This window comes from Pseudomonas sp. Pseusp11 (assembly GCF_047304405.1).
Taxonomy (GTDB): Bacteria; Pseudomonadota; Gammaproteobacteria; order Pseudomonadales; family Pseudomonadaceae; genus Aquipseudomonas.
The window spans coordinates 60626-87284 of sequence record NZ_JBGLZF010000011.1 but is presented as its reverse complement, the minus strand read 5'-3'; the positions used below and the strand labels follow the sequence as shown (position 1 = coordinate 87284).

Sequence of the window (26659 nt, the reverse complement as noted above, 5' to 3'; positions counted from 1 at the left end):
ATTGATGACTGAATCAAACGACACGCCTATCCAGCAGGAAGAAGGCGAAGAGCGCCAACACCGCCGCATCAAGAGTTTCGTGATGCGCGCCGGGCGCATGACCGAAGGCCAGCAACGCGGCCTGGAGCAGGGCACTCCGCTGTTCGTACTGCCTCTGGCCGATGCGCCGGTGGATTTCGATCAGGTGTTCGGCCGTTCGGCGCCGCGCTCGTTGGAAATCGGTTTCGGCATGGGCCATTCGCTGCTGGAAATGGCTGCGGCCTCGCCGGAACAGGATTTCATTGGCGTTGAAGTTCACCGTCCGGGTGTCGGCGCGCTGCTCAATGGCGTGCTGACTCAGGGCCTGACCAACCTGCGTGTCTACGATTGCGATGCGATCGAAGTGCTCAACCGTTGCATCGCCGACAACAGCCTCGACCGCCTGATGCTGTTTTTCCCGGATCCGTGGCACAAGAGCCGTCACCACAAGCGTCGTATCGTTCAGGCATCGTTCGCTGAGCTGGTGCGTAGCAAGTTGAAGGTCGGCGGTGTGTTGCACATGGCCACCGACTGGGAACCGTACGCCGAGTACATGCTGGAAGTGATGAGCGTCGCCCCGGGCTATCGCAACCTCGCCGAAGACGGCAAATGCGTGCCGCGCCCGGCCGAACGTCCGATCACCAAGTTCGAACGTCGCGGCGAACGTCTTGGACATGGCGTGTGGGATCTGAAGTTCGAAAAACTGGCTTAAGTACGGCGCTGTAAAAACTGTGGGAGCGGGCTTGCCCGCGATAGCGGTCTAACAATCAACGCAGAGGTTGAATGTTATGGCCTCATCGCGGGCAAGCCCGCTCCCACATTGTTTTGTGTGTTATTCGACGTCAGCGACGGTCTGCCACAACCCCGATCAGCACCAGCACCACCAACAACACCGGCGCCAGGCTGTAGTTGTTGAACTGGCTCAGGCCTTTGATGATCCATGGCGTGGCATAGATCAGCGCTACGCCGCTGCCGACCATGCACAGCAGGGCCATCAGCGGGATGCGCAAGGCGCCGGCGATGCTGCCCAGGCGTTGCTCGACCCAGCCCTTGAGGTCGGCGCCAAACAGCACCAGCAGGCAGCCCACCAGCGCCAGAGAGATTTCCGACAGGTTGCTACGGCTCCAGCGGGACACGGTGGCGAGCAGGTCGAGTACCAGATCCATTCGATTTCCTTATGTCAGAAAAGTCTGCAGCAAGTCATTAAGAAAGAGTTGTCCGCGCATCGTGGCTGCCAGACGTGACGGTTCGACCTGCAACAAGCCACTTTGTTCGGCCTCGCGGCGCCCTTCTGCAAGGCTTTCCAGAGGCAGCCCGGTGCGCTCCGGATACAACCGCGCTTCGACACCCTCGGTCAGGCGCAAGGCGTTCATCAGGAACTCGAACGGCAGTTCTTCGTTGGTCAGCGCTTTCTCGCCAGCCTTGAAGCTTTTGGCCGGATTGAGGTAATCCTTCGGCAGGCGAGTCTTCCAGGTGCGCACGATACGCCCGTCCGGATGGCTGAGCTTGCCGTGGGCACCGGCGCCGATACCGATGAAGTCGCCGAAACTCCAGTAATTGAGGTTATGCCGCGCCGGACGGCCGGGCTGGGCATAGGCCGAGACTTCGTATTGCGCGTAACCGTGCTCGGCCAACAGCGCCTGGCCGGCCTCTTGAATGTCCCACAGGGCGTCATCTTCCGGTAGCGTCGGCGGCTGGTTCCAGAACACCGTGTTCGGCTCCAGGGTCAGCTGGTACCAGGACAGGTGCGTCGGCTTCAGGGCGATGGCCTGGCGCAGGTCGCTCAGGGCATCGTCCAGAGATTGATCGGGCAAGCCGTGCATCAGGTCCAGATTGAAGTTATCAAAGCCGGCCTCACGGGCCATGCCGGCGGCACGCACGGCTTCGTCGCCGTTGTGAATCCGCCCCAGGGCCTTGAGTTTCTCTTCCTGAAAACTCTGGATGCCGATCGACAGGCGATTGATACCCAACGCCCGGTAAGCGCGGAATTTCTCCTGCTCGAACGTTCCGGGGTTGGCTTCCAGGGTGATTTCAATGTCGCTGGCAAACGGAATACGTTGCTCGACACCCTTGAGCAAGCGGCCCAACGCCTCGGCGCTGAACAGGCTCGGCGTACCGCCACCAAAGAAGATCGAGCTCAGCTCGCGGCCATAGACCGCATGCAGGTCCTGATCGAGGTCGGTGAGCAAGGCGTCCACATACTCTTGTTCCGGCAGCACCGGGCTGGCGGTGTGGGAGTTGAAGTCGCAATAAGGGCATTTGCGTACACACCACGGGATGTGGATGTACAGCGCCAGGGGCGGCAGCACAGGCAAAGCGGCCCGAGGCGATTGCGCGCCGCCGAAGATCAGCGGCGACGCGGATGATTCAATGGTCATTTCAAGCCCAGACGCTGGCGCAGCAGATCCATTGCACGGGCGCGGTGACTGATCTGGTTCTTGTCGCTGGGCTTAAGCTCGGCGCTGGAGCACTCGCGTTCAGGCACCCAGAACAGCGGATCGTAGCCAAAACCGTGCTCACCGCTGGCCTGGGTCAGGATGCGCCCATGCCACAGGCCTTCGCAGAGGATCGGCAACGGATCGTCGGCATGACGCACCAGCGCCAATACACAGACGAACTGCGCGCCGCGCTCGGCTTGCGGCACGTCTTTCATGACGTCGAGCAGTTTGGCGTTGTTCGCCGCATCGCCCTTGCCGTCAGCGTAACGGGCCGAATAGATACCCGGCGCACCGCCGAGGAAATCCACCGCCAACCCCGAATCGTCGGCCAATGCCGGCAGGCCGGAAATGCGCGAGGCGTTGCGGGCCTTGAGAATGGCGTTTTCGACGAACGACAGGCCGGTTTCTTCAGGCTCGACGCTGCTGAACTCGCCGATCGAGCGCAAGTGCACCGATTCGCCGAGCATGGCCTGGAGTTCTTTGAGTTTGCCGGCGTTATGGCTGGCCAATACGAGTTGCGTGAAATTGATCATTCGCCGGGGAAGAGCTCTTGGTTGAAATTGATGGTGTTGATTTTGTCACCGGTCTGCACCTTGATTTCAAAGGTGCGGACTTCCTGCTGATCCACCGGATACTGGGCGATGTAGTAGACCGCGCCTGTTTCGGTAATCTGTTTGAATTTCAATGGAACGCTTTGGCTGGTCAGGTCTTTGACCGTCCCGCTGACTTGCGCCGTTTGCGGTTTGCCGTCCTTGAGTACCGAGATATTGATCACGCCCTGGTTTTTGCTGCGGATCAGCTCGGCCGCTTTGGCAATGTCCGGTGTCAGGAAGGTCGAATTGAAGGTGTTGTAATGCACCGTCACGTCGCCAAAGGTTTCCTTGCGCTCGCCTTTGATGACATCGGCGGCCATGGCGGTGACGCTCAGGCAGGCAGTGAGTAAAAACAGCGCTAGACGACCCATGATCGTTCTCCTCGAAGTGTCGTGATTCAGACCGCGACCTTGTGGTCCGGCAGACCGGGGCTGCTGACGCGATAGATACCGATCTCACCTAACAGATTAGGCCATAGCTTACTGGCCCACCCGTGTCGATGCTGTTGATCCACGGCAAGTCGATCAATGACCTTGGCTTCACGTTCGCGACACAGCGCTTCAAAGTCTTCGAAGGTGCAGAAGTGAATGTTTGGCGTGTTGTACCAGGTGTACGGCAGAAACTCCGAAACAGGCATCCGGCCCTTGCTCGCCAGGTACCAGCGGCAGCGCCAGTGACCGAAGTTGGGGAAGGTGATGATGCACTGGCGACCGACCCGCAGCATTTCGTCGAGGATCTTGTCCGGGTAATGCACGGCTTGCAGGGCCTGGGTCATGACCACGATGTCGAAGCTGTTGCTGGCAAAGTTGCCCAGGCCCTTGTCCAGGTCCTGCTCGATGACGTTGATGCCTTTGGCGACGCACTCGGCAATGTTGTCCGGGTCGTTTTCCAGGCCATAGCCGGTGACCTGCTTGTGGTCGCGCAGCCAGGTCAGCAGTTCGCCGTCACCGCAGCCGAGGTCGAGCACGCGGCTGCCGGCGGGGATCCATTCCTGGATGATTTCCAGATCGGCTCTCATGTCTTCCTCAAAGCGATATGCGGTTCATGTAATTGCTGAAGGCCTGCAAGTAACGCGGGATCGGAATCAGGAAGGCATCGTGGCCTTGCGGAGCGTCGATCTCCAGGTAGCAGACGTCTTTCCTGGCCGCCATCAGCGCGTCCACCAGTTCCCGCGAGCGGGCAGGGGAGAAACGCCAGTCGGTGGTGAAGGACATCACGCAGAACTTGGCCTGGGCATTGGCGAAGGTTTTCGCCAGGTCATCGTCGAAATTCGCCGCCGGGTCGAAGTAGTCCAGCGCCTTGGTCATCAACAGGTAGGTGTTGGCGTCGAAACGTCCGGAAAACTCCTCGCCTTGATAGCGCAGGTAGCTTTCGACCTGGAACTCGACACTGTGGAAGTCGTAGTTGAGCTTTTCGCTCTTCAGGCCGCGACCGAATTTCTCGCCCATGGAGTCGTCGGACAGGTAAGTGATGTGCCCGACCATCCGCGCCAGCATCAGCCCGCGCTTGGGTATCACGCCCGCTTCCTGGAACGAACCGCCGTGGAACTCCGGGTCGGTGAGGATCGCCTGGCGTGCGACTTCGTTGAACGCGATGTTCTGTGCCGACAGTTTCGGCGCCGAGGCGATGGCCAGGCAGTGCCGCACGCGGTCAGGATAAGTGATGGTCCACTGCAAGGCCTGCATGCCGCCCAGACTGCCGCCGATCACCGCTGCCCATTGGCCGATGCCGAGCAGGTCGGCAAGGCGTGCCTGGCTGTGCACCCAGTCTTCTACGGTCAGTACCGGGAAGTCGGCGCCGAACGGCTTGCCGGTTTCCGGATTGACGCTGCTGGGGCCGGTGGAACCGTTGCAACCGCCGAGGTTGTTCAGGCTGACCACGAAGAATTTGTTGGTGTCGATCGGCTTGCCGGGGCCGATGCAGCTGTCCCACCAACCGGGTTTGCGGTCGTCGGGGCTGTGGAAGCCGGCGGCGTGATGGTGACCGGACAAGGCGTGGCAGATCAGCACGGCATTGCTCGCCGTGGCGTTCAGCGTGCCATAGGTTTCATAGATCAGGTCATAAGCTGGCAGCGAACGCCCGCAGGCCAGGGCCAGCGGTTCACTGAAGTGCGCCACTTGCGGCGTCACCAGACCAACAGAATCGGGGGGGAAGGCAGCTGGCATCGACCCTGCTCTCATTGAAATGAGGCGTAAGTCTAAAGACCGCTGTGGCTAGCGGCAAGCAAAGGCCGGGCCTGATTTTTCCCTGGCGTACCTGTGGCGAGGGAGCTTGCTCCCGTTGGGGCGCGAAGCGGCCCCCGTAGGAGCTGTCGAGTGCAACGAGGCTGCGATCTTTTCCCTGCCAAATGAATCCAAAGCAAAGATCAGATCAAAAGATCGCAGCCTTCGGCAGCTCCTACAGGGTGCAGCTCCACAGGTCAGGCCGGGCGCACCAGATCCGGCAAATCCGGCAGCTTCTTCGGCGAACAGATCCGCACCCGCTTCTGCCGGTTCAACTCGCCGCTGATCAGGCTGACCTGGCTCTTGGAAACCCCGAACGCCTTGGCCAGAAACGCCATCAGGTACGCATTGGCCTTGCCCTCGACCGGCGGCGCCGTCAGGCGGATCTTCAGGCGATCACCGTGCAGCCCGGCGAAATCATCGCTGCGGGCCGCAGGTTGCAGGTGACATTCCAGAATCAGGTCATCACCGTCCCAGCGAAAGTAGCTCACCGGGTCAGATCAGCAGGCGCAGGATTTGCGGCATCATGGTCAAGGCCGCGAGGTTGTTGATCACCAGCATGTCGATCAGCTTGAGCACCATGAACGCCAGGATCGGCGAGATATCCAGGCCGCCGAGGTTTGGCAGAATCTTGCGGAACGGCGCCAGGGCCGGCTCGCAGATCTGGTTCACCAGCTCGGCGCCGGGGTTATGGCTACCCGGTGCGACCCAGGACAGGATCACGCTGATGATCAGGGCATAGAAGAAGATATTCAGGAACAGCGCCGTTACGCCGATCAGCGACCAGATCAGCAATTGCAGAGGGTTGCCGGTGGTGCCGAAGGTTAGCAGCAGGGTCAGCGCCATCAACGCCAGTTGCACGAGGATCGCCAGCACCAGCGAGGACATGTCCAGGCCGAACAGGCTCGGGATGATCCGGCGCAGCGGCTTGAGCAGTGGCTGGGTGGCTTTTACGGCGAACTGGCACAGCGGGTTATAGAAGTTTGCGCGCACCAGTTGCAGCACGAAACGCAGCAGCACGATCAGCAGGTACAAACTGCCGAGGGTTTGCAGCACGTAAATCGCTGCAGTGTTCAATCCAATCATGTAAGGCTCCTTATTTGCCCAGTTGTTCGGCCATCTCGGCCGAGCGGTGCGCGGCGGCGCCGAGTGCTTTTTCCACCAGGGCTTCGAAGCCGCCAGCCTGGAACGATTTGATCGCAGCTTCGGTGGTGCCCGCAGGCGAGGTCACGCGGCGACGCAGTTCAGCCGCGTCGACATCGCTGGCGACTGCCATGTGTGCAGCGCCCAGCGCGGTTTGCACGGTCAGTTGTGCAGCAATTTCGGGTGGCAGGCCGAGCTTTACGCCAGCAGCGGTCATGGCTTCGATCAGCAGGAAGAAATACGCAGGGCCGGAGCCGGAAACGGCAGTGACCGCGTCCAGTTGCTGTTCTTCGTCCAGCCACAAAGCGATGCCGACTGCCGACAGCAGTTCTTGGGCCTGCTGGCGTTGCTCGGCGCTCACTTGGGCCGTGGCATACAAGCCACTCACGCCCTGGCGCAGCAAAGCCGGGGTGTTGGGCATGCAGCGCACGATCGGCTGGGCGCCAAGCCAGTTGTTCATGCTGGCGCAGGTAATGCCGGCCGCAATCGACACCACCAGCTGATTCGGCTTGAGGCTTGGGCGAATGGCTTCGCAGACGGCTTTCATCGCCTGTGGCTTGACCGCCAGCACGACCACGTCCACGCCTTCAATGGCTTGGGCGTTGTCGGCAAACACTTCGACGCCGTGTTCGGTGTGCACCCGGGTGCGGGTTTCTTCGCCCGGATCGCTGGCGCGGATCTGCGCGGCGTCCAGACCTTTGGCGCGCAGGCCGCCGATCAGGCTGGCGGCCATGTTGCCGGCTCCGATAAAGGCAATACGAGTCTTGCTCATGTCAGGTCCTTATAGAGAGGTGAGTCAGCCATGTTCATGGTCGACTGTAATCGCGGGCGCCAAACAGGGCCGTACCGATGCGGACCCAAGTGGCGCCCTGGGCGATGGCCGACTCGAGGTCGTGGCTCATGCCCATGGAAAGTGTGTCGAGTGGCAGGTTCAGGCTGGCTTGCAGGCTTTGCACGGCAGCAAAGGCGGCATCCTGGGCGGCGCGATCTTCAGTCGGCTCGGGAATCGCCATCAGCCCGCGCAATTTCAAACGCGGCAGCGCACTGATGGCATCGGCCAGGGCGGGCAGATCGGCCGGGGTGCAGCCGGATTTGCTGGCTTCACCACTGACGTTGACCTGGATGCAGATGTTCAAGGGCGGCAAATCGGCAGGGCGCTGTTCAGACAGGCGTTGTGCGATTTTCAAACGATCCACGGAGTGCACCCAGTCGAAGTGCTCGGCGATAGCACGAGTCTTGTTCGATTGAATGGGGCCGATGAAGTGCCAGATCAAGGGCAGGTCGGCCAATTCGAGCTGTTTGCCCAAGGCTTCCTGCAGGTAATTTTCGCCAAAGTCGCGGATCCCGGCGGCATAGGCCTCACGCAGGGCCTCGGCGGGCTTGGTTTTGCTCACGGCCAGTAGCTGGATGCTGTGTTCGTCACGCTTTGCGGCTAGGGCCGCAGCGTGGATGCGTGAACTAACCTGAGCGATGTTGTCTGCTATCGTGGACATTCAAGAGGCGCCAGCGGGTCTGAGGTTCGCGGCATTCTACTGGAATTGAGGAGCGCTATGGATATCACTGAGCTGCTGGCTTTCAGCGCCAAACAGGGCGCGTCCGACCTGCACCTGTCCGCCGGCCTGCCACCGATGATCCGTGTCGATGGCGATGTGCGACGCATCAACTTGCCGGCCCTGGACCACAAGGAGGTGCATGAGCTGATCTACGACATCATGAACGATCTTCAGCGGGTGGATTTCGAGAAGCATCTGGAAACCGACTTTTCCTTCGAGGTGCCCGGAGTGGCACGTTTTCGGGTCAATGCCTTCAACCAGAATCGTGGCGCGGGCGCGGTATTCCGGACCATTCCGTCGAAGGTCCTGAGCATGGACGACCTGGGCATGGGGGAAGTGTTTCGCAAGATTACCGAATCCCCCCGAGGCCTGGTGCTGGTGACCGGCCCGACCGGTTCCGGCAAGTCCACCACGCTGGCGGCGATGATCGATTACCTGAACAACCATCGCCATCACCACATCCTCACCATCGAAGACCCCATCGAGTTCGTCCACGAATCGCGCAAATGCCTGATCAATCAGCGTGAAGTCCATCGCGACACCCGCAGCTTTGCCACGGCCCTGCGCTCGGCCCTGCGTGAAGACCCGGATGTGATTCTGGTCGGGGAAATGCGTGACCTGGAGACCATTCGGCTGGCACTGACCGCCGCCGAGACCGGTCACCTGGTATTCGGCACGCTGCACACCACCTCGGCGGCGAAAACCATCGACCGGGTGGTGGACGTGTTTCCGGGTGACGAGAAATCGATGGTGCGTTCGATGCTCTCCGAGTCGTTGCTGGCGGTGGTGTCTCAGACTTTGATCAAGAAAATCGGCGGCGGGCGGATTGCCGCCCACGAAATCATGCTCGGCACCTCGGCGATCCGTAACCTGATCCGTGAAGACAAGGTGGCGCAGATGTACTCGTCGATTCAGACCGGTGGGTCGCTGGGGATGCAGACGCTGGATATGTGCCTGAAGGAGCTGGTGACCAAAGGCGTGATCAGTCGCGAGCATGCGCGGGAGAAGGCGCGGTCGCCGGATAATTTTTGAGTGCCTTAAAAGCAAAAGATCGCAGCCTTCGGCAGCTCCTACAGGAAAACGCGTATTCCTGCGTAGGAGCTGCCGAAGGCTGCGATCTTTTGATCTTGCTTGAAATCAGCGCTGTACGACGCGCAGCTGATTCGGTTCTTTCGGCAGAACCCGCTTGGCAACCACGTAGTGGTTATCCCAATACGGCTTCTTCAGGGTGTCGATACTTACCGACTTGCCACGGCGTGGTGCGTGGATGAAGCGGTCGTTGCCCAGGTAGATGGCCACATGGTTGACCCGGCGGCTCTTGATGTTGAAGAAGATCAGGTCGCCTGGCTTCAGTTCGTTGCGATCGACTTTCTCACCGTGACCGCTGGCCATGGCATTGGAGGTGCGAGGCAGGTCGAAGGTGGCGTCGTTGAACGCGTATTTCACCAGGCCGCTGCAATCGAACCCTTTACTTGGGCTGCTGCCACCCCAACGATAAGGTGTGCCGAGCACGTTTACCGCGCGGCTCAACACGTTGCTGCTTTCCTTGGTCGCCATCGGCGGAACCAGCTTGCCGTTGGCGCGGCTCAGTTGGGTGGAGCGTTTTACCGTCTGTTGGTTTTTGCTCGAAGGAGCAGAAACATGGGATTTTGGGGTGTAACCATTAACGTTCGGAAGACGTTGCTCACGATTGGTGGCGTGGGCGGCCAGGGGCAATAATAGGCAAATGGTTAGCCATGTCTTGAAAAATGGACGCATTAGGCAAGGCTCGTATGGGTTAGCGCGCAACTTTATAACAGCTTTTTTGTCCCTTCCGAGGCCGTTGGTCGATTCAACCTTGGGGTCAACGGAACCAAATAAGCGGCAATTTGGCGCAATTGTCGGACACAAGTCAGGTGTTACAAGGCTTTGACGGGACCCAAGGTAGCATTCGCCGTATGTCGGCTGCCTGTAAAAAAGTCACAAAGAATTCAAGAATATTTCTCTATCGCGTGAATCGAGGCCATCCATGAACACCTATCGACAACCCGTTTCACAGCAAGATACGCACAGCAAAGTGATTGGTTACCTGCTGTGGATTTTCGGTTTTACCGGGGCTCACCGCTTCTATTACGGCAGGCCAGTGACCGGGACGATCTGGTTTTTGACCTTGGGCTTGCTGGGTATTGGCTGGTTGATCGACGTGTTCCTGATTCCGGCCATGGATCGTGAAGCAGACCTGCGCTTTACCGCCGGCCCCATCGAATACAACGTCGCGTGGATTCTGCTGACGTTCCTTGGGGTATTCGGCGTACACCGGATGTATCAGGGGAAGTGGATCAGCGGGTTGCTGTACCTGGTCACGGGCGGGTTGTTCTTTCTGGGGGTGTTGTATGACTTCTGGACGCTGAACGATCAGATTTCGATTCGTAACGCGCAGAACAGAGGCGCTTTCCAGTAAGTTGTGATGAGGGAGCGAGCTCCCTCATCACAGGGTTCTACGCCTGGTGGCTGATCCGCCCATCCACCAGGGTGTAACGCACTACGCCTGGCAGGCTGTGGCCAATGAACGGGCAGTTTTCGCCCTTGGACAGCCAGGTTTCACCGGCTACGGTCGAGGCCGTCGGGTCGAACAGTACGATGTCTGCCGCGCCACCTACTGCCAATTTCCCCGCCGGCAGGCGCAATGCCTCGGCAGGGCCGGCGCTCAAGCGTGCGAGCAGGGTTGGCAGGTCGAGCAAGCCGTCTTCCACCAAGGTCATCGCCAGTGGCAGCAGCAGTTCTACGCTGCTGATGCCCGGTTCGGTCGCGCCGAACGGTGCCAGCTTGGCGTCGCGCTCATGGGGCTGGTGGTGGCTGGAGATGGCGGATACCACACCGGACTTCACCGCTGCCCGCAGGCCATCGCGGTCGGCGCGGGTGCGCAGTGGCGGCTGGACGTGATAGAGGCTGCTGAAGTCGATCAGCGCTTCGTCGGTAAGGATCAGTTGATACAACGCCACATCCGCCGTGACCTTCAGCCCGCGAGCTTGGGCCTGAGCGATCAGCGCTACGCCGCGCGCGCTGGTGAGCTGGCTGAAGTGCGCACGTACGCCGCTTTGCTCGACCAGCAGCAGATCCCGGGCCAGGGCCACGGTTTCGGCGGTTTCCGGAATGCCCGGCAGACCGAGGAAGCTTGCGGTCGGGCCTTCATGGGCCAGGCCACCTTCGGCCAAGTCGTGATCCTGCGAGTTGAAAATCACCGTCAGGTCGAACGTCGCCGCGTACTCCAGCGCCCGGCACAGGGTGCGGGTGTTGCGGAAGCTCTCCAGGCCATTGCCGAAAGCCACGCAGCCGGCATCGCGCAAGGCGACCAGTTCGGCCAGCTGCTCGCCGTCCAGGCCTTTGCTCAGGGCGCCGATCGGGAAAACTTTGGTGTTGCCGGCCTCACGAGCACGGTCGAGGATCAGTTCGGCGACGGCCGAGGTGTCCAGCACCGGTTTGGTTTTCGGCGGGCAGCACAGGCTGGTCACGCCGCCGGCGGCGGCCGCGCGGGTTTCGCTGGCGATCGAGCCTTTGCGGCTGTAGCCCGGCTCGCGCAGGGCAACGTTCAGGTCAACCAGACCCGGGGCGGCCACCAGGCCCTTGGCGTCGATGGTGTCGACGGCAACAAAACCGGCCGGAGCGGCGCCAAGGGCGACGATCTTGCAGGCTTCAACATGGATGTCAGTCACTTGATCCAGGCCGCTGGCCGGATCGATAACGCGTGCGCCGAGAATGCTGAGCTTCACTGGGCGTTCTCCTGCTCGAATTGGCGCTGGGCTGTTTGCCCGCTCATGGCCATGGACAGCACGGCCATACGAATCGCGATGCCGTAGGTCACCTGGTTGAGGATCACCGAGTGCGGACCGTCGGCCACCGCCGACTCAATTTCCACCCCACGGTTGATCGGCCCAGGGTGCATCACGATGGCATCGGGTTTGGCGCCGGCCAGGCGCGCGGTGGTCAGGCCGAACAGGCGGTAGAACTCGCCTTCGCTCGGCAGCAGGCCGCCGGTCATGCGCTCACGCTGCAAGCGCAGCATGATCACCACGTCGACGTCTTTCAGGCCTTCGGTCATGTCGGTGTAGACCTTCACACCGTATTGCTCGATGCCGATCGGCAGCAGGGTTTTCGGCGCGATCACGCGAATGTCCGGGCAGCCGAGGGTTTTCAGGGCCAGCATGTTCGAGCGTGCTACCCGCGAGTGCAGGATGTCGCCGACGATGGCCACCGAGAGGTTTTCGAAGCCACCCTTGTGCCGACGAATGGTGAGCATGTCGAGCATGCCCTGGGTCGGGTGCGCGTGACGGCCGTCGCCACCGTTGATGATCGCCACTTGCGGGCAGACATGTTCGGCAATGAAGTGCGCCGCGCCAGAATCACCGTGACGCACGACGAACATGTCGGCGGCCATGGCTTCGAGGTTGCGCAGGGTGTCGAGCAGGGTTTCGCCCTTGCTCGCCGATGACGTGGACACGTTCAGGGTGATCACGTCGGCGGACAGCCGCTGGGCCGCCAGTTCGAAGGTGGTGCGGGTGCGGGTGGAGTTCTCGAAGAACACATTGCACACGGTCTTGCCGCGCAACAACGGGACTTTCTTCACCGCCCGGGCGCCGACTTCGAGGAACGAGTCGGCGGTGTCGAGTATTTCCGTCAGCAGCTCGCGGCGCAAACCGTCGAGCGAGAGGAAGTGGCGTAGCTGGCCCTGATCATTGAGCTGCAGCGGGCGCTTGGTTTCTAGAGGCGTCATCGCGAGGGGGACTCTCAATAGGGCGAATTAAAGGGCGAGGTCTTGCAGTTCGAGCTTGAGTTCCGGACCGGACAACTTCACCCGTTCGTGGGCCGCCAGTGACAGGGTCGCTCCGACTATATTCGGGCGGATCGGCAGCTCAGCGGCGTCCAGGTCCAGCAGGCACACCAGCGTCACGCTGGCCGGGCGGCCGTAGTCGAACAGTTCGTTCATCGCGGCGCGGATGGTGCGACCGCTCATCAGTACGTCGTCGATCAGCACCAGATGCTGGCCTTCGATCTCGAAGGGCAGCGCCGAAGGGCGGACTTGTGGGTGCAGGCCGCTCTGGCTGAAGTCGTCGCGGTAGAAGGACACATCGAGGGTGCCCAGCGGCGCGTCGCTGCCCAACTCCTTGAGCAACGCCTGAGCGACCCAGATGCCACCGGTCCGAATACCGATATAACGCGGTTCGCTGATGCCACGGTTTTCCAGGTAAGCCTTGAGACGGATCGCCATCTGGCTGATCAGTTCGGCGGGATTAGGCAGGCTCATGGTTTGCTCCTTCTTGGTCCCGAGCCCTGCTTTTGGGGTATAGCGCCTGGGTGGGGGCTCGGGTTGTAGCTAAAAGAGACGCGCAGCGACTCGTCAGGATCAGGTGCTTGAGGATTCGAACAGTGCGGTGTTTTCGTCGAGCCAGCCTTGCAGTAGCAGGGCGGCGGCGATGGCATCGACCGGGTTGTCGCGGTAACTGCCCTTCTGGCCGCCACGGACCAGGCGTTCGCCTTTGGCCTCGAAGGTGGTCAGGCGCTCGTCGTGAGTATAGAAGGGCAGGTTGTAGCGGCCGTTCAGGCGCCGGGCGAATTTTTCGGCCCGCAGGCACATGTCGCTGGGCGTGCCGTCCATGTTCAACGGCAGGCCGACCACCACGGCGTCGGGTTTCCACTCCTTGATCAGGGCTTCGACCTGATTCCAGTCGGGAATGCCGTTTTGTGCCTTCAAGGTGCACAGCTCGCGGGCCTGGCCGGTTATGACCTGGCCGACCGCAACGCCGATCTGCTTGGTGCCGTAGTCGAAACCCAGAATCAGCCGCAGGGCCATCAAGCGTGCCCCGCCTGGCTGGTGAGCAGGCTCAGGTTGATACCCAGGTGCTTGGCCGCCGCTTCGAGACGTAACTCGCTGCTGGTGTTGAACAGGATGTCGGCATGGAACGGGCAAGTTAGCCAGGCGTTGTCGGCCAGTTCGGCTTCCAGTTGCCCGGCTTCCCAACCGGCATAGCCGAGGGTGATCACACTTTTCGCGGGACCGACGCCGTCGGCGATGGCGAACAGCACGTCCTGGGAGGTCGACAGCGACAATTCGCCATCCAGATCAACGGTAGCCTGATAGGTTTTTCCCGACGGGTGCAGGACAAAGCCGCGATCGGTTTGCACCGGGCCGCCGATAAAGATCGGCACGTGCTGGCAGAGCACTGGCGGTTCGATATCGGGGCGCAATTGCTCGAGGATATCGGCCAGGTTCAGGTCCTGCGGACGGTTGACCACCAGCCCCATGGCACCATTGGCCGTGTGCTCGACGATGTAGGTCAAGGTGTGCGCAAAGTTCGGGTCGGCCATGTGAGGCATGGCGATCAGGAAGTGATGCTTGAGGTAGCTGGGGCTGACGTTCTTCATGAGCGCTAGTGTGGCGTTGGAGGGGCGAACTGACAAGCTGAGCACGTCAAAAGATCGCAGCCTTCGGCAGCTCCTACCCTGCGATCTTTGATCTTCCGGCTAATTACTGGACAACCGGTCCCCACGCGCAAACTTCCAGGTGCGGATGATTTCCAGACGGTCGATGTCCGACAGATCCCCGGTAAACGGTGCGAACGGCGCGGCCAGCCGCACGATGCGCTGCGCCGCCTGATCCAGCAGCGGTTGGCCGGACGATTCCAGCACCAGCACTTCATACAGCGAGCCGTCGCGATTGATCGAGACCATCAGGCGCAAATTGCCATAAATTTGTTTGCGTCGGGCCTCGTCGGGGTAGTTGAGGTTGCCGATGCGCTCGACCTTCTTGCGCCATTCATCCTTGTACCAGGCACCCTTGTCGCGCATGGTCGATGCGGCGCTCAAGCGGTGGATGCGCGGGCGTTTGGCGTACAGCTGTTGTTCATTGGCCAGTTCCGCTTCCAGGCTGGCGATGTCGCTGGACAGCTGTGAGCTGTCGAAGGTCGGTGCTTCGACCTTGGGCTTGGTCTCGGTCTTGACGTCTTCCTGCTTGGTCGCGGCTTTTTTCGGCTTCGGCGCGACAGTCGTCACGGCGGCCTTGGGCGCGGCTTCCTGCACTTGGGGTTTGGCGGTTGGCGGCGGAGTGACCGTCTGCACTTTGTTGTCCTGGAAGGGCGCGACCTCGGTGGTCTTGGGAATGGCCTTTTTATCCAGGGTGCCGCTGCCTTGCTGATTCTCTTGAGCGAGGAAATCGGCTTTTTTCGGCTTGGTTTCGCTTTTGAAGGTGGCGAGGGTGATTTCCAGGGTTTTGCTGATTTGCTTGGGTTCGACCATGGTGAACCCGACGCCCAACAGCAAGGCCAGGTGAATCAGCGCCGCGAGAAACAGGGTAAAACCGAGGCGATCGGCCGGGCGCACGCCACGATGGGCGAGTTCAGCGGGCAGATCGGACGGGAGTGTCATGACAAGAAAACCAACATCGCGTTTTTTACAGGCCGGCGATGATAACGCAATGTTGGATATTTCTTGGCTGTTCTCGATCAACGAGCCTTGAGCTTCTGATCGATGGCATCCATCAACTGGCCGCCGATGTCGGTGCCGAACGCGTTATCGATCTCGCGAATGCAGGTCGGGCTGGTGACGTTGATTTCGGTCAGGTGCTCACCGATCACGTCGAGACCGACGAACAGCAAGCCCTTCTCGCGCAGGGTCGGGCCGACTTGCGCGGCGATCCAGCGATCTTTCTCGGTCAGCGGTCGGGCTTCGCCACGGCCACCGGCGGCGAGGTTGCCACGGGTTTCGCCTGCTGCCGGAATCCGCGCCAGGCAATAATCCACGGGCTCGCCGTCGATCATCAGGATGCGCTTGTCGCCATCAACGATCGCCGGCAGGTAGCCCTGGATCATGATCTGCTGCTTGCCATGCAGGGTCAGGGTTTCGAGGATCACCGACAGGTTCGGGTGGCCCGCGGTGTGACGGAAGATCGACGAACCGCCCATGCCGTCCAGCGGCTTGAGGATCACGTCACCGTGATGGTCGGCGAATTCACGCAACACGTCCGGGCGACGGCTGACGATGGTCGGCGGCGTGCACTGCGGGAACAGCGTGGCGAACAGCTTCTCGTTGCAGTCACGCAGGCTTTGCGGCTTGTTGACCACCAGCACGCCAGCGTTCTCGGCTTGCTCCAGCAGGTAAGTGGAGTAGACGAACTCCATGTCGAACGGCGGATCCTTGCGCATCAGGATCACGTCCAGGTCACTCAGCAGTGCGTCGGATTCGGCGCCCAGCTCGAACCACTTGTGCGGGTCGGCGAAGACTTTCAGCGGACGCATCCGCGCGCGCGCCTGGCCCTCGGCCTGATACAAATCGCGCTGTTCCATATAGAACAGTTCCCAGCCACGCTTTTGCGCGGCCAGCAGCATGGCCAGCGAGCTATCCTTTTTATAGGAGATGCTGGCGATAGGATCCATGACAATCCCGACGCGAACGCTCATGGGGTTTTCCTCGAAATTGGGGTGGAAAGTGCGATGAAAAAGTGGCGTCAGAGTGGCGCTGAGTGGGTTCCCGGTCAAGGAAAAACCACCGCACAGGTCACCCGATAGATTGGACGGGGAGACTGTGCTAAAAAGGCTGCCATGCCGTCTTGGCCCTTGAGTATCAAGGGTTTCGGGCCGCAAACGGACAAATTGATTCACAAAGGCGACGGTAGAGCCCCTATGGAACAGCATTCCAGCGCCTTGAAGGTCATGGTGATCGATGATTCGAAAACGATTCGTCGCACCGCCGAAACGCTGTTGAAAAACGTGGGCTGTGAAGTCATCACCGCAATCGATGGTTTCGATGCCCTGGCCAAGATTGCCGACAATCACCCGGGCATCATCTTTGTCGACATCATGATGCCGCGTCTGGATGGCTATCAGACCTGCGCGTTGATCAAGAACAACAGTGCGTTCAAGTCCACGCCAGTGATTATGCTGTCGTCCAGGGACGGGTTGTTCGACAAGGCCAAGGGGCGGATCGTCGGCTCCGACCAGTTTTTGACCAAGCCTTTCAGCAAGGAAGAACTGCTGAACGCGATCCAGGCCCACGTACCGGGCTTTGCCGTCGTTTCGCCGCAGTAGGACACGCACAGTGACGCTCGGCCAGTGGGCCTTGCGTCGACAAGAATGGGGAAGACCATGGCACGTATTCTGATCGTCGATGATTCGCCGACTGAAATGTACAAACTGACCGGCATGCTCGAAAAGCACGGTCATGAAGTGTTGAAAGCCGAAAACGGCGCCGACGGCGTGGCCCTGGCCCGTCAGGAAAAACCCGACGCGGTGCTGATGGATATCGTCATGCCCGGCCTCAATGGTTTCCAGGCGACCCGTCAGCTGACCAAAGACCCGGAAACCGGGCACATCCCGGTGATCATCATCACCACCAAGGATCAGGAAACCGACAAGGTCTGGGGCACGCGCCAGGGCGCCAAGGACTACCTGACCAAACCGGTCGATGAAGACACCCTGATCAAGACGCTGAACAACGTGCTGGCCGGTTGATCGTCCGGCCATGACCGAGTCGCTGACGGCCTTCGAACTGCTGCTGCAGATTGATCAACGTTGTCGTCTGCTGGCGGCGGACCTGCCGTCCCAGCCGACTCGACAGGACAGCTGGAGCGGCATCGGCTTTCGCTTGGGCGAGCATGGGTACGTTGCGCCGATGGGCGAAGTCAGCGAAGTCCTGCACGAACCGCGCGTTACCCAAATGCCGGGGGTCAAGCCCTGGGTCAAGGGCGTAGCGAACCTGCGTGGGCGGCTGCTGCCGATCATGGATGTGTACGGCTTCTTTTACGGTTATGAGGCCGGCCATGAACTGTCGGCCTCGCGCAAGCAGCGGCGGATACTGGTGGTGGAGCACAACGACGTGTTCGCCGGGTTGCTGGTCGATGAGGTCTTCGGCTTGCAGCACTTTGCCCAGGACAGCCTGGAACCGGTGCCCATGGATGAGCTGCAGGGGCCGATTGCGCCGTTCGTCAAAGGCCGCTTCCAGCGTGAACAGAATTGGCAGGTGTTCAGCCCGTTTGCGTTGGCGCAGTCGCAAGGTTTCATGAATGTTGCGCTGTAGCCGGGGCATAGGTTGAATTGGGCAGGACAGGCGAGGACCGATGATTAAAGCAAAAACAGGTACGCCGGAAGGGTCGCGCAGCCGGTCGCAGATCATCGTGCTGTTTATCGCGCTGATCATCTTCATCATGCTGCTGTTCGCCAACTTCGCGTACCTCAACACCCAGGCGAATTACGACAAGCAGTACATCGGCCACGCCGGTGAGCTGCGCGTGCTGTCGCAACGCATTGCCAAGAATGCCACCGAAGCCGCCGCCGGCAAGGCTGCGGCGTTCAAGTTGCTCAGCGATGCGCGCAACGACTTCGCCCTGCGTTGGGGCTTTTTGAAGAAAGGCGATCCTTCCACCGGTCTGCCGCCGGCACCGTCCACCGTGCGCGCGGAAATGCGCGCGGTGCAGCTGGATTGGGAGCGGCTGCTGAAAAACACCGACGCCATTCTCTCCAGCGAACAGACCGTATTGTCCTTGCATCAAGTCGCCGCGACCCTGGCAGAAACCGTGCCGCAATTGCAGGTCGAGTACGAAAAGGTCGTCGAAACCCTCTTGCAGCGCGGCGCCCCGGCCGCTCAGGTGGCGATGGCCCAGCGTCAGTCACTGCTGGCCGAGCGGATTCTCGGTGCGGTGAACACCGTGCTGTCCGGCGATGAAAACTCGCAGCAGGCCGCCGACGCGTTCGGTCGCGACGCGGCGCGTTTCGGTCAGGTACTCAACGGCATGCTTCAAGGCAATGCGGCGCTTAAAATCAGCCAGGTCGAAGACCGCGATGCCCGTGCCCGCTTGACTGAGATTTCCGAACTGTTCGAATTCGTCTCGGGCTCGGTGGACGAAATCCTTGAAACTTCGCCGGAGCTGTTCAAGGTCCGCGAATCGGCCAGCAACATTTTTACCCTGTCACAAACCCTGCTCGATGAAGCCTCGCACCTGGCCAGCCGTTTCGAAAACCTCGCCGGCGGACGCGATACGGACACCATTGGCGGCTACGTGCTGGGCTTGCTCGCTCTGATGTCGATCATCCTCATCGGTCTGGTGATGGTGCGCGAAACCAACCGTCAGCTGCGTGAAACCGCCGAAAAGAACGAGCGCAACCAGAATGCGATCATGCGCCTGCTGGACGAGATCGAAGACCTGGCCGACGGTGACCTGACCGTGACTGCCTCGGTGACCGAAGACTTCACCGGGACCATCGCCGACTCGATCAACTATTCCGTCGACCAACTGCGCGATCTGGTGGCGACCATCAACCTCACCGCCGGCCAGGTCGCCGCCGCCGTGCAGGAAACCCAGGCCACCGCCATGCACCTGGCCCAGGCCTCGGAACATCAGGCGCAGCAGATTTCCGAAGCCTCCACGGCGATCAACGACATGGCCGAGTCCATCGATCAGGTCTCGGCCAACGCCGCCGAGTCCTCAGCAGTGGCCGAACGTTCGGTGGAAATTGCCAACAAGGGCAACGAAGTGGTGCACAACACCATCCACGGCATGGACAATATTCGCGAACAGATTCAGGACACCGCCAAGCGCATCAAACGCCTCGGTGAGTCTTCTCAGGAAATCGGCGACATTGTCAGCTTGATCGATGACATTGCCGATCAGACCAACATCCTCGCCCTCAACGCAGCCATTCAGGCGTCCATGGCCGGTGACGCCGGGCGCGGTTTTGCGGTGGTGGCCGACGAAGTACAGCGGCTCGCCGAGCGCTCATCCGCGGCGACCCGGCAGATCGAAACGCTGGTGCGGGCGATTCAGACTGACACCAACGAAGCGGTGATTTCCATGGAGCAGACCACCACCGAAGTGGTGCGCGGCGCGCGTCTGGCGCAGGATGCCGGAGTGGCCCTGGAAGAAATCGAAGGCGTATCGAAGACCCTCGCGGCACTGATCCAGAGTATTTCCAACGCCGCACAGCAACAGACGTCTTCGGCCGGCCAGATTTCCCTGACGATGAACGTGATCCAGCAGATCACCACGCAGACCTCGTCTGGCTCCACCGCCACCGCCGAGAGCATTGGCAACCTGGCGAAAATGGCCAGCCAGCTGCGGCGCTCGGTGTCCGGTTTCACCTTGCCGGCCAAGCCTGCGCAAGCTGCGGACAACGCTTGAACCGCCTCAGGGCGTATGCATTTGATTGGAGTAGTTATGGGTGATCGGCACGACTATGTGGCCCTCGAATGGGTCAAAGGCGAGATTGCCGAAACGCTGAAGCAGGCTCATCAGGCGATCGAAACCCTGATCGACGACCCGCAGGCGACGCACGCGCTGAGTGAGTGCCTGGCCTGTGTCCATCAGGTGCATGGCAGTTTGCAGATGGTCGAGTTCTACGGCGCGGCGCTGCTCGCCGAAGAGATCGAGCAACTGACCAGCGCCTTGCAGCAGAACCGTGTCAACCATCGTGACGAAGCCATCCGTCTGCTGCTACATGCCCTGGGGCAATTGCCGACTTACCTCGACCGGGTGCAAGGCGCACGGCGTGACTTGCCGCTGGTGGTGTTGCCGCTGATCAACGACCTGCGCAGTGCCCGTGGCGAAAGCCTGTTGTCGGAAACCAGCCTGTTCAGCCCGCAACTTCCTGAACTGCCGCCCCTGAGCGAAGAAGCCGTGGCGCTGCTGGAGCCGTCCGACTTGCCGAATGTGCTGCGCAAGTTGCGGCAAATGCTGCAGATGGCGCTGGTCGGCTTGCTGCGCGAGCAGGATGACGAAACCCACCTGGCTTACCTGGCCAGGGTTTTTACACGCCTTGAAGGGCTGTGCGGCAATGCGCCCCTGAGCCCGTTATGGCACGTCGCTTCGGCGCTGGTCGAAGGCATGCGCAATGGCTCGATCGCCAACAGCCCCGCGCTGCGCAGCCTGTTCAGGGACGCCGACAAAGAACTCAAGCGCTTGCTCGAACAAGGCATGCCCGCGATCAATCAACCGGCACCGCCAGAGCTGCTCAAGAGTTTGTTGTTCTATATTGCCAAGGCCGAACACCCCACCGGGCAGATGCTGACCATGAAAGATCGCTACTCACTGGACGACGCGCTACCCGACAGTGCGATGGTCGATGAAGAACGGGCAAGGCTGGCCGGCCCTGATCGCGACGCCATGCGCTCGGTATTGGCGGCGTTGTGCGAAGAGCTGGTGCGGGTCAAGGAGCGCCTGGACCTGTTCGTGCGCAGCGACCGCCAGCACACCTCGGACCTCGAAAGCCTGCTGGCGCCCCTGCGGCAAATCGCCGACACCCTGGCGGTGCTCGGTTTCGGCCAGCCGCGCAAGGTCATCATCGATCAACTGGCGGTGGTGCTGAGCCTCGCCCAGGGCCAGCGCGAACCCAACGACGCGACCCTCATGGACGTCGCCGGGGCCTTGCTCTATGTCGAAGCGACCCTGGCCGGCATGGTCGGCACCGTGGAGCCGGAAAGCCAGGAAGACAGCCGTCTGCCGACCACCGACCTGACGCAGATCCACCAGATCGTGATCAAGGAAGCGCGTATCTGTCTGCAACAGGCCAAGGACATGATCGTCGACTACATCGAAGCCGACTGGGACCGTCAGTATTTGCAACCGTTGCCGGCGTTGCTGACCCAAGTGCGCGGTGCGCTGGCGATGATTCCGTTGGCCCGCGCGGCGAGCCTGGTCGAGGCCTGTAACGGTTTCATCCGCGAGCATCTATTGGTGGACCCGGGCCAGCCCGGCTGGCAGCAACTGGACAGCCTGGCCGACGTCATCACCAGCATCGAGTATTACCTGGAGCGCCTCAGCGACGACCCAGAAGCGCCCGGTGAACAACTGCTCGACGTCGCGGAAAAAGGCCTGGCCGCACTCGGTTTCTTCCCCAGCGAACAGCATGTGCCGATGCTTGAGGATGTGCTCAGCCCCAATGAAGCCTTGGTCATGCAGGACATGCAGGAGCTGGATGATCCCGAGATCGTTCAGTCTCTGGCCGATGTGTTGGCCAGCCCGGTGTCGTCGGTCAATCCACCCGCACTGACTACGCCGGGCAGTCTGTTGCCGCCGCCCGCCGATGAACAACCGGTGGACGATGAACTGCGGGAAGTCTTCCTCGAAGAAACCGACGAGGTTCTGGAAATCCTCCAGGAGTACCTGCCGCGCTGGTCGGCCAATCCCGACAGCACATCGGTTTTGAGTGAATTACGCCGCGCCTTCCACACCCTCAAAGGCAGTGGCCGAATGGTCCGCGCGCTGGTGCTGGGCGAGCTGGCTTGGGCGGTGGAAAACCTGCTTAACCGCGTGCTTGAACACAGCGTTGCACCTGGGCCTGCAGTGCAGCAACTGGTGGGCGATACGCTGAAATTGCTGCCGGAACTGGTGGCCGAGTTCGCCGCCCATGCCCAGCGCCAGCGCAACGATGTCGATCAGTTAGCCGCCCGCGCCCATGCCCTCGCCAAGGGCGATGAGCCGCTGTCCGATGAGGACGCGCAGGATGTCGCGGCGCTCGATCCGCTGTTGTTGGAGATCTTCCGCAACGAAGCCGAAACCCATTTGAACAGCCTCAATCGCTTCCTCGATCAGGCCGCCGAGCACGTACCGCTGCAGGCCAGTGACGAGTTGCAGCGAGCCTTGCACACCCTCAAGGGCAGCGCCTCGATGGCCGGCGTGTTGCCGATTGCCGAGCTGGCGGCGTCGTTGGATCAATTGGCCCGGGAATACAAGGCGCACCGGATTGCCCTTGACCTGGACGAAGTCGAATTGCTGCTGGAAGCCGAAGGTTTGTTCCGCCTGGGGCTGCGACAACTCAAGAGCGATCCGCTGGCTGAGATCCCCGGCGCCCGTTCGTTGATCGAACGCACCCAGACACTGCTGGCCGAACGTCTGCAAAGCCTGTCGAGCGCGCCCAATACGGGGTTGCGGATCAAGCGCGATCCGCAACTGATCAACAACTTCCTCGCCCAGGGCATGGACATCCTGCTGGACGCCGAAAGCCTGTTGCAGCGCTGGCAGCAGCATCCCGGCGAGCGCCAGGAACTCAGCGCGCTGCTGGACGAATTGACCATCCTCGGCGAAGGCGCACACCTGGCCGACCTGCATCCGGTAGACGAGCTCTGTGAAGCCTTGCTCGATCTCTACGGCGCTGTGGAAGAAAGCAGCCTGGCGGTCAGCGACAGGTTTTTCCACGAGGCGCAAAGTGCCCACGAAGCGCTGATCAACATGCTCGACGAGTTGGCCGCCGGCCAGGAAGTCACCGCGCAACCGCAGCGGGTCAGGGCCTTGCGCGACTTGCTGGATGAGAGTCTCGACCCATCCTCCATGGGCCTGGTTCGAAGTGACGGCAGCCGCACCCTGAGCATTCGGGAACTGGGCAGCGCCACGGCCGAAATGGAGCAGGCCGCGACGCAGGTAGATCTGGACGACGAAATCGTTTCGATCTTTCTTGAGGAAGCGGTGGATATCCTCGACAGCGCCGGCCAGGCCTTGCAACGCTGGTTGGGCGACCCGGATAACGCCGCACCGCTATTGTCCTTGCAGCGCGACTTGCACACCCTCAAGGGCGGAGCGCGGATGGCCGAGGTCGAGCCGGTCGGCGATCTGGCCCATGAGCTGGAAAGCCTTTACGAGGGCCTGGTGGACCGCCGTTACAGCCACAGCGAAGCGCTGGCGCAGTTGCTGCAACAGAGCCATGACCGACTGGCCGAGTTCCTCGAGCAGTTGCAGCACAACCGTCCGTTGGGTGACCCGGGCGAATTGATCGAGGCCATTCGTGAGTTTCGCCTGGGCAATGCCGGCAGTGCGGACGTGATTGAACCTGCGGCCAGCAACGATTCAGCAAGCCATGATTCTGAGCTTCTGGAGATCTTCCTCGAAGAAGGTTTCGACATCATTGAAAACTCCGGCGCGGCGCTGTTGCGCTGGCAGGCCGAGCCATCGAATCGTCAGGAAGTGGAAACCCTGCTGCGCGACCTGCACACCCTCAAGGGGGGCGCGCGAATGGTCGAAATCGCGCCGATCGGCGACCTGGCCCATGAGCTGGAATTCCTCTACGAAGGCTTATCCGCTGGTGTGCTGCAACCGACCGCTGCGCTGTTCACGTTGTTGCAGAGCAGCCATGACCGACTGGCGCAGATGCTCGACGCCACCCGCGCCGGTCAGCCACTGCCACCGGCCGATCGGCTGATCGAGGCAATCAAGAATTTCAGCCATCCGGCGGTGCCCGAAACACCGACACCGGTGGCGATGCCCGCAGCACCCAAAGCCGAGCCAGCCACGCTGCAACCCGAAGGCGCCGACACGGTCAAGGTCTCGGCGGAGTTGCTCGACGACCTGGTCAACCTGGCCGGGGAGACTTCGATCTTCCGTGGCCGTATCGAACAACAGGTTAACGATGCACGGGTGGCCCTGAGCGAGATGGAAACGACCATCGAGCGTATGCGCGACCAGTTGCGCCGCCTCGATACCGAAACCCAGGGGCGGATTCTCAGTCGTCAGCAAGTCGAGGCCGAGCGCTTGGGCTACGAAGAGTTCGACCCGCTGGAGATGGACCGTCACTCGCAGTTGCAACAGCTGTCGCGGGCGTTGTTCGAATCGGCCTCCGACCTGCTCGACCTCAAGGAAACCCTCGACCGGCGTAATCAGGATGCGGAAAACCTGCTGCAACAGCAGGGCCGCATCAACACCGAATTGCAGGAAGGCCTGATGCGCACGCGCATGGTGCCGTTCGAGCGAATGCTGCCGCGTTTGAAGCGCATCGTCCGTCAGGTTTCCAGCGAACTGGGCAAGGACGTGGACTTCGTTGTCGGCAACGCCGAAGGCGAGATGGACCGCAACGTCCTCGAGCGCATGGCGGCGCCGCTGGAACACATGCTGCGCAACGCCGTCGACCATGGGCTGGAATCGGCCGAGGTGCGGATCGCGGCCGGTAAACCGGCTCAAGGCAAGATCACCCTCGATTTGTCGCGAGAGGGCGGCGACATCATTTTCGACATCTGCGACGACGGTGCCGGCGTGCCGCTGGACGCCGTGCGGCGCAAGGCGATCAAGCGCGGGCTGCTCGCCCCGGACAGCGACATAAGCGACCGCGACGTGCTGCAATTCATCCTGCAACCGGGGTTCTCCACCGCCGAGAAAATCACCCAGATCTCCGGGCGTGGCGTCGGCATGGACGTGGTTCACGAGGAAGTCCGGCAGCTCGGCGGGACCATGAGCATCGACTCGACTTCGGGGCAGGGCGTGCATTTCCGGATTCGCCTGCCGTTCACGGTATCGGTCAACCGCGCGCTGATGGTGCAATGCGGGGAGGATCAATACGCGATCCCGCTGAACACCATCGATGGCATCGTTCGCGTGCTGCCCAACGAACTCGAAGGGCACTACCGGCTCGATCCACCGAGCTACGAATACGCCGGGCAACGCTATGAGCTGTGCTACCTCGGCGATCTGCTGAAAACCAGTACCCGCCCGAAACTGCTGGGCCAGAGCCTGCCGTTGCCGGTGTTGCTGGTGCAGTGCAACGAGCGGCACGTTGCGGTGCAGGTGGACGCCATGGCCGGCACCCGGGAAATCGTGGTCAAAAGCCTCGGCCCGCAATTTGCCGCAGTGCAGGGTTTGTCCGGTGCGACGATTCTCGGCGATGGTCGGGTGGTGCTGATTCTCGACTTGCTGGCACCGATCCGCGCGATGCAAGCGCAGGTGCCGCAACGACCGGTGACGCAGGACGTAGAGCCCGAGGCGCAACGGCCGTTGCTGGTGTTGGTGGTCGACGATTCGGTCACCGTGCGCAAGGTCACCAGCCGTCTGCTGGAGCGCCACGGCATGAACGTACTGACCGCCAAGGACGGTGTCGACGCCATGTTGCTGCTGGAAGAACACATGCCCGACCTGATGCTGCTGGACATCGAAATGCCACGCATGGACGGCTTCGAAGTGGCGACCCAGGTGCGCGCTGACGAACGCTTGCAGCATCTGCCAATCATCATGATCACCTCCCGCACCGGCCAGAAACACCGCGACCGCGCCATGGCCATTGGCGTCAACGACTACCTCGGCAAGCCGTATCAGGAATCGGTGCTGCTCGACAGCATCGCCCGCTGGAGCAAAACCCATGCATGAGCACCGCTCCAGCAACCTTACCGGCTTGCTGCTGCCTTTGGCTGACCGCAACCTGATCCTGCCCAACGTCGCCGTCGCTGAACTCATCGACTATCAGCCGGGGGCTTTCGATCTCGATACACCGCCGTGGTACCTGGGGCGGGTGACCTGGCGCGAACGGCAGATTCCACTGCTCAGTTTCGAGTCGGCGTGTGGCAACAAAGTGGTGATCGGGGAACGGGCACGGATCGTCATCCTCAATGCCCTTGGCGGGCGGCCTGAGTTGAAGTTCATTGCGCTGCTGGTGCAGGGAATTCCGCGCTCTTACAAACTCGACAGCCAGTTGAGCTATGTGGATGTGCCGTTGTGTTCGCTGGAAAAGGCGGCAGTGCAGGTGGCCGAGCAAGTGGCCAAGGTGCCGGATTTATTGGCGTTGGAGGAGTTGTTGGTGAGTGGGGGATTGATCTGAAGGTTGGTGAAAACCCTGTAGGAGCTGCCGAAGGCTGCGATCTATTGATCTTCCGGTGCGAGCAATGACGTAAAGATCAAAAGATCGCAGCCTGCGGCAGCTCCTACAGTGAGATTGGTGTCACTCTCAAAACCTGTGGGAGCGGGCTTGCCCGCGAAGAAC

At 61.1% G+C, this 26659-nt stretch carries 27 protein-coding genes; 9 read left to right on the top strand and 18 right to left on the bottom strand.

Annotation, left to right across the window (positions count from 1 at the left end; all coding sequences use genetic code 11):
• Window positions 1-4: 4 nt before the first annotated feature.
• Window positions 5-730, top strand: a complete 726-nt coding sequence (gene trmB / locus ACCC96_RS11465; protein WP_413695855.1) for a tRNA (guanosine(46)-N7)-methyltransferase TrmB — start codon at window positions 5-7, stop codon at window positions 728-730.
• Window positions 731-860: 130 nt separating this feature from the next.
• Here trmB and ACCC96_RS11460 read toward each other — a convergent pair whose 3' ends face one another.
• The 10 genes from ACCC96_RS11460 to ACCC96_RS11415 all read right to left on the bottom strand — a co-directional run bounded on the left by ACCC96_RS11460 (window position 861) and on the right by ACCC96_RS11415 (window position 7907).
• The gene (locus tag ACCC96_RS11460) at window positions 861-1184 is read right to left on the bottom strand and encodes a DUF3392 domain-containing protein (protein ID WP_019650219.1); all 324 of its coding nucleotides are present in this window, start codon (window positions 1182-1184) and stop codon (window positions 861-863) included.
• Between the two features lie 9 nt (window positions 1185-1193).
• The gene (gene hemW / locus ACCC96_RS11455; RefSeq protein WP_019650220.1) at window positions 1194-2396 is read right to left on the bottom strand and encodes a radical SAM family heme chaperone HemW; all 1203 of its coding nucleotides are present in this window, start codon (window positions 2394-2396) and stop codon (window positions 1194-1196) included.
• Window positions 2393-2989 carry an RdgB/HAM1 family non-canonical purine NTP pyrophosphatase gene (gene rdgB / locus ACCC96_RS11450; RefSeq protein ID WP_007939349.1) on the bottom strand — a complete coding sequence of 199 codons (597 nt, stop codon included), beginning with the start codon at window positions 2987-2989 and terminating at the stop codon, window positions 2393-2395. Before rdgB ends, hemW begins: the two co-directional genes overlap by 4 nt.
• Window positions 2986-3420: a DUF4426 domain-containing protein gene (locus tag ACCC96_RS11445; protein ID WP_019650221.1), complete on the bottom strand. Its 435-nt coding sequence runs from the start codon at window positions 3418-3420 to the stop codon at window positions 2986-2988. Before ACCC96_RS11445 ends, rdgB begins: the two co-directional genes overlap by 4 nt.
• 26 nt (window positions 3421-3446) lie before the next feature.
• Window positions 3447-4067 (bottom strand): methionine biosynthesis protein MetW, encoded by a 621-nt coding sequence (gene metW, locus ACCC96_RS11440; RefSeq protein ID WP_007939351.1) that lies wholly within the window; start codon window positions 4065-4067, stop codon window positions 3447-3449.
• Between the two features lie 7 nt (window positions 4068-4074).
• Entirely contained in the window at window positions 4075-5214 is a 1140-nt protein-coding gene (metX, locus tag ACCC96_RS11435) for a homoserine O-succinyltransferase MetX (protein WP_413695854.1), read from the bottom strand.
• A 254-nt stretch (window positions 5215-5468) separates the two neighbouring features.
• Window positions 5469-5762, bottom strand: a complete 294-nt coding sequence (locus ACCC96_RS11430; protein WP_007987815.1) for a DUF167 domain-containing protein — start codon at window positions 5760-5762, stop codon at window positions 5469-5471.
• A gap of 4 nt (window positions 5763-5766) precedes the next feature.
• Window positions 5767-6357 (bottom strand): YggT family protein, encoded by a 591-nt coding sequence (locus ACCC96_RS11425; RefSeq protein WP_019580613.1) that lies wholly within the window; start codon window positions 6355-6357, stop codon window positions 5767-5769.
• 10 nt (window positions 6358-6367) lie between these two features.
• On the bottom strand, window positions 6368-7186 hold the full coding sequence (gene proC, locus ACCC96_RS11420; protein WP_413695853.1) for a pyrroline-5-carboxylate reductase: 819 nt from the start codon (window positions 7184-7186) through the stop codon (window positions 6368-6370).
• Between the two features lie 34 nt (window positions 7187-7220).
• Window positions 7221-7907 carry a YggS family pyridoxal phosphate-dependent enzyme gene (locus ACCC96_RS11415; RefSeq protein ID WP_258671477.1) on the bottom strand — a complete coding sequence of 229 codons (687 nt, stop codon included), beginning with the start codon at window positions 7905-7907 and terminating at the stop codon, window positions 7221-7223.
• Between the two features lie 57 nt (window positions 7908-7964).
• Here ACCC96_RS11415 and ACCC96_RS11410 point away from each other — a divergent pair, with 57 nt between their 5' ends.
• Complete coding sequence (locus tag ACCC96_RS11410; RefSeq protein ID WP_258671476.1) at window positions 7965-8999, top strand: type IV pilus twitching motility protein PilT; 1035 nt, start codon at window positions 7965-7967, stop codon at window positions 8997-8999.
• Between the two features lie 105 nt (window positions 9000-9104).
• Here ACCC96_RS11410 and ACCC96_RS11405 read toward each other — a convergent pair whose 3' ends face one another.
• Window positions 9105-9725 carry a C40 family peptidase gene (locus ACCC96_RS11405; protein WP_018928708.1) on the bottom strand — a complete coding sequence of 207 codons (621 nt, stop codon included), beginning with the start codon at window positions 9723-9725 and terminating at the stop codon, window positions 9105-9107.
• A gap of 250 nt (window positions 9726-9975) precedes the next feature.
• On the opposite strand from ACCC96_RS11405, the gene ACCC96_RS11400 reads away from it, so the two are divergent.
• Window positions 9976-10407 (top strand): NINE protein, encoded by a 432-nt coding sequence (locus ACCC96_RS11400; RefSeq protein WP_019580618.1) that lies wholly within the window; start codon window positions 9976-9978, stop codon window positions 10405-10407.
• 37 nt (window positions 10408-10444) lie between these two features.
• Here the strand turns inward: ACCC96_RS11400 and ACCC96_RS11395 are convergent, their stop codons facing one another.
• The 7 genes from ACCC96_RS11395 to gshB all read right to left on the bottom strand — a co-directional run bounded on the left by ACCC96_RS11395 (window position 10445) and on the right by gshB (window position 16396).
• A complete protein-coding gene (locus tag ACCC96_RS11395) occupies window positions 10445-11716 on the bottom strand; it encodes a dihydroorotase (RefSeq protein WP_018928710.1) in 1272 nt (423 codons plus the stop codon).
• Window positions 11713-12717 (bottom strand): aspartate carbamoyltransferase catalytic subunit, encoded by a 1005-nt coding sequence (locus ACCC96_RS11390; RefSeq protein ID WP_007939362.1) that lies wholly within the window; start codon window positions 12715-12717, stop codon window positions 11713-11715. Before ACCC96_RS11390 ends, ACCC96_RS11395 begins: the two co-directional genes overlap by 4 nt.
• A gap of 27 nt (window positions 12718-12744) precedes the next feature.
• On the bottom strand, window positions 12745-13248 hold the full coding sequence (gene pyrR / locus ACCC96_RS11385; RefSeq protein ID WP_018928711.1) for a bifunctional pyr operon transcriptional regulator/uracil phosphoribosyltransferase PyrR: 504 nt from the start codon (window positions 13246-13248) through the stop codon (window positions 12745-12747).
• A gap of 99 nt (window positions 13249-13347) precedes the next feature.
• Window positions 13348-13794: a Holliday junction resolvase RuvX gene (ruvX, locus tag ACCC96_RS11380; RefSeq protein WP_018928712.1), complete on the bottom strand. Its 447-nt coding sequence runs from the start codon at window positions 13792-13794 to the stop codon at window positions 13348-13350.
• On the bottom strand, window positions 13794-14366 hold the full coding sequence (locus ACCC96_RS11375) for a YqgE/AlgH family protein (RefSeq protein ID WP_019650230.1): 573 nt from the start codon (window positions 14364-14366) through the stop codon (window positions 13794-13796). Before ACCC96_RS11375 ends, ruvX begins: the two co-directional genes overlap by 1 nt.
• 99 nt (window positions 14367-14465) lie before the next feature.
• Window positions 14466-15365 carry an energy transducer TonB gene (locus ACCC96_RS11370; RefSeq protein WP_026345939.1) on the bottom strand — a complete coding sequence of 300 codons (900 nt, stop codon included), beginning with the start codon at window positions 15363-15365 and terminating at the stop codon, window positions 14466-14468.
• A 77-nt stretch (window positions 15366-15442) separates the two neighbouring features.
• Window positions 15443-16396, bottom strand: coding sequence for a glutathione synthase (gene gshB / locus ACCC96_RS11365; protein WP_018928715.1), 954 nt, complete (start codon window positions 16394-16396; stop codon window positions 15443-15445).
• 222 nt (window positions 16397-16618) lie between these two features.
• Between gshB and pilG the strand changes: the two genes are divergently transcribed.
• Genes pilG through ACCC96_RS11335 form a run of 6 tightly spaced genes read left to right on the top strand, consistent with a single transcriptional unit; the run spans window position 16619 to window position 26497 of the window.
• Window positions 16619-17023 carry a twitching motility response regulator PilG gene (gene pilG / locus ACCC96_RS11360; protein WP_007897954.1) on the top strand — a complete coding sequence of 135 codons (405 nt, stop codon included), beginning with the start codon at window positions 16619-16621 and terminating at the stop codon, window positions 17021-17023.
• Window positions 17024-17080: 57 nt separating this feature from the next.
• Window positions 17081-17446 (top strand): twitching motility response regulator PilH, encoded by a 366-nt coding sequence (pilH, locus tag ACCC96_RS11355; protein ID WP_007897961.1) that lies wholly within the window; start codon window positions 17081-17083, stop codon window positions 17444-17446.
• 10 nt (window positions 17447-17456) lie between these two features.
• Window positions 17457-18011 (top strand): chemotaxis protein CheW, encoded by a 555-nt coding sequence (locus ACCC96_RS11350; RefSeq protein ID WP_019650233.1) that lies wholly within the window; start codon window positions 17457-17459, stop codon window positions 18009-18011.
• A gap of 40 nt (window positions 18012-18051) precedes the next feature.
• The gene (locus tag ACCC96_RS11345) at window positions 18052-20109 is read left to right on the top strand and encodes a methyl-accepting chemotaxis protein (protein ID WP_413695852.1); all 2058 of its coding nucleotides are present in this window, start codon (window positions 18052-18054) and stop codon (window positions 20107-20109) included.
• Between the two features lie 36 nt (window positions 20110-20145).
• Window positions 20146-26049, top strand: a complete 5904-nt coding sequence (locus ACCC96_RS11340; protein ID WP_413695851.1) for an Hpt domain-containing protein — start codon at window positions 20146-20148, stop codon at window positions 26047-26049.
• Window positions 26042-26497, top strand: a complete 456-nt coding sequence (locus ACCC96_RS11335; protein ID WP_413695850.1) for a chemotaxis protein CheW — start codon at window positions 26042-26044, stop codon at window positions 26495-26497. The genes ACCC96_RS11340 and ACCC96_RS11335 overlap by 8 nt, the downstream gene beginning before the upstream one ends.
• Window positions 26498-26659: the final 162 nt, after the last annotated feature.

Excerpts from the sequence above, each read along its gene's own strand:
- trmB (WP_413695855.1), top strand. The coding sequence starts at position 5 with ATGACTGAATCAAACGACACGCCTATCCAGCAGGAAGAAGGCGAAGAG.
- ACCC96_RS11460 (WP_019650219.1), bottom strand. The coding sequence starts at position 1,184 with ATGGATCTGGTACTCGACCTGCTCGCCACCGTGTCCCGCTGGAGCCGT.
- hemW (WP_019650220.1), bottom strand. The coding sequence starts at position 2,396 with ATGACCATTGAATCATCCGCGTCGCCGCTGATCTTCGGCGGCGCGCAA.
- rdgB (WP_007939349.1), bottom strand. The coding sequence starts at position 2,989 with ATGATCAATTTCACGCAACTCGTATTGGCCAGCCATAACGCCGGCAAA.
- ACCC96_RS11445 (WP_019650221.1), bottom strand. The coding sequence starts at position 3,420 with ATGGGTCGTCTAGCGCTGTTTTTACTCACTGCCTGCCTGAGCGTCACC.
- metW (WP_007939351.1), bottom strand. The coding sequence starts at position 4,067 with ATGAGAGCCGATCTGGAAATCATCCAGGAATGGATCCCCGCCGGCAGC.
- metX (WP_413695854.1), bottom strand. The coding sequence starts at position 5,214 with ATGCCAGCTGCCTTCCCCCCCGATTCTGTTGGTCTGGTGACGCCGCAA.
- ACCC96_RS11425 (WP_019580613.1), bottom strand. The coding sequence starts at position 6,357 with ATGATTGGATTGAACACTGCAGCGATTTACGTGCTGCAAACCCTCGGC.
- proC (WP_413695853.1), bottom strand. The coding sequence starts at position 7,186 with ATGAGCAAGACTCGTATTGCCTTTATCGGAGCCGGCAACATGGCCGCC.
- ACCC96_RS11415 (WP_258671477.1), bottom strand. The coding sequence starts at position 7,907 with ATGTCCACGATAGCAGACAACATCGCTCAGGTTAGTTCACGCATCCAC.
- ACCC96_RS11410 (WP_258671476.1), top strand. The coding sequence starts at position 7,965 with ATGGATATCACTGAGCTGCTGGCTTTCAGCGCCAAACAGGGCGCGTCC.
- ACCC96_RS11405 (WP_018928708.1), bottom strand. The coding sequence starts at position 9,725 with ATGCGTCCATTTTTCAAGACATGGCTAACCATTTGCCTATTATTGCCC.
- ACCC96_RS11400 (WP_019580618.1), top strand. The coding sequence starts at position 9,976 with ATGAACACCTATCGACAACCCGTTTCACAGCAAGATACGCACAGCAAA.
- ACCC96_RS11390 (WP_007939362.1), bottom strand. The coding sequence starts at position 12,717 with ATGACGCCTCTAGAAACCAAGCGCCCGCTGCAGCTCAATGATCAGGGC.
- pyrR (WP_018928711.1), bottom strand. The coding sequence starts at position 13,248 with ATGAGCCTGCCTAATCCCGCCGAACTGATCAGCCAGATGGCGATCCGT.
- ruvX (WP_018928712.1), bottom strand. The coding sequence starts at position 13,794 with ATGGCCCTGCGGCTGATTCTGGGTTTCGACTACGGCACCAAGCAGATC.
- ACCC96_RS11375 (WP_019650230.1), bottom strand. The coding sequence starts at position 14,366 with ATGAAGAACGTCAGCCCCAGCTACCTCAAGCATCACTTCCTGATCGCC.
- ACCC96_RS11370 (WP_026345939.1), bottom strand. The coding sequence starts at position 15,365 with ATGACACTCCCGTCCGATCTGCCCGCTGAACTCGCCCATCGTGGCGTG.
- gshB (WP_018928715.1), bottom strand. The coding sequence starts at position 16,396 with ATGAGCGTTCGCGTCGGGATTGTCATGGATCCTATCGCCAGCATCTCC.
- pilG (WP_007897954.1), top strand. The coding sequence starts at position 16,619 with ATGGAACAGCATTCCAGCGCCTTGAAGGTCATGGTGATCGATGATTCG.
- pilH (WP_007897961.1), top strand. The coding sequence starts at position 17,081 with ATGGCACGTATTCTGATCGTCGATGATTCGCCGACTGAAATGTACAAA.
- ACCC96_RS11350 (WP_019650233.1), top strand. The coding sequence starts at position 17,457 with ATGACCGAGTCGCTGACGGCCTTCGAACTGCTGCTGCAGATTGATCAA.
- ACCC96_RS11345 (WP_413695852.1), top strand. The coding sequence starts at position 18,052 with ATGATTAAAGCAAAAACAGGTACGCCGGAAGGGTCGCGCAGCCGGTCG.
- ACCC96_RS11340 (WP_413695851.1), top strand. The coding sequence starts at position 20,146 with ATGGGTGATCGGCACGACTATGTGGCCCTCGAATGGGTCAAAGGCGAG.
- ACCC96_RS11335 (WP_413695850.1), top strand. The coding sequence starts at position 26,042 with ATGCATGAGCACCGCTCCAGCAACCTTACCGGCTTGCTGCTGCCTTTG.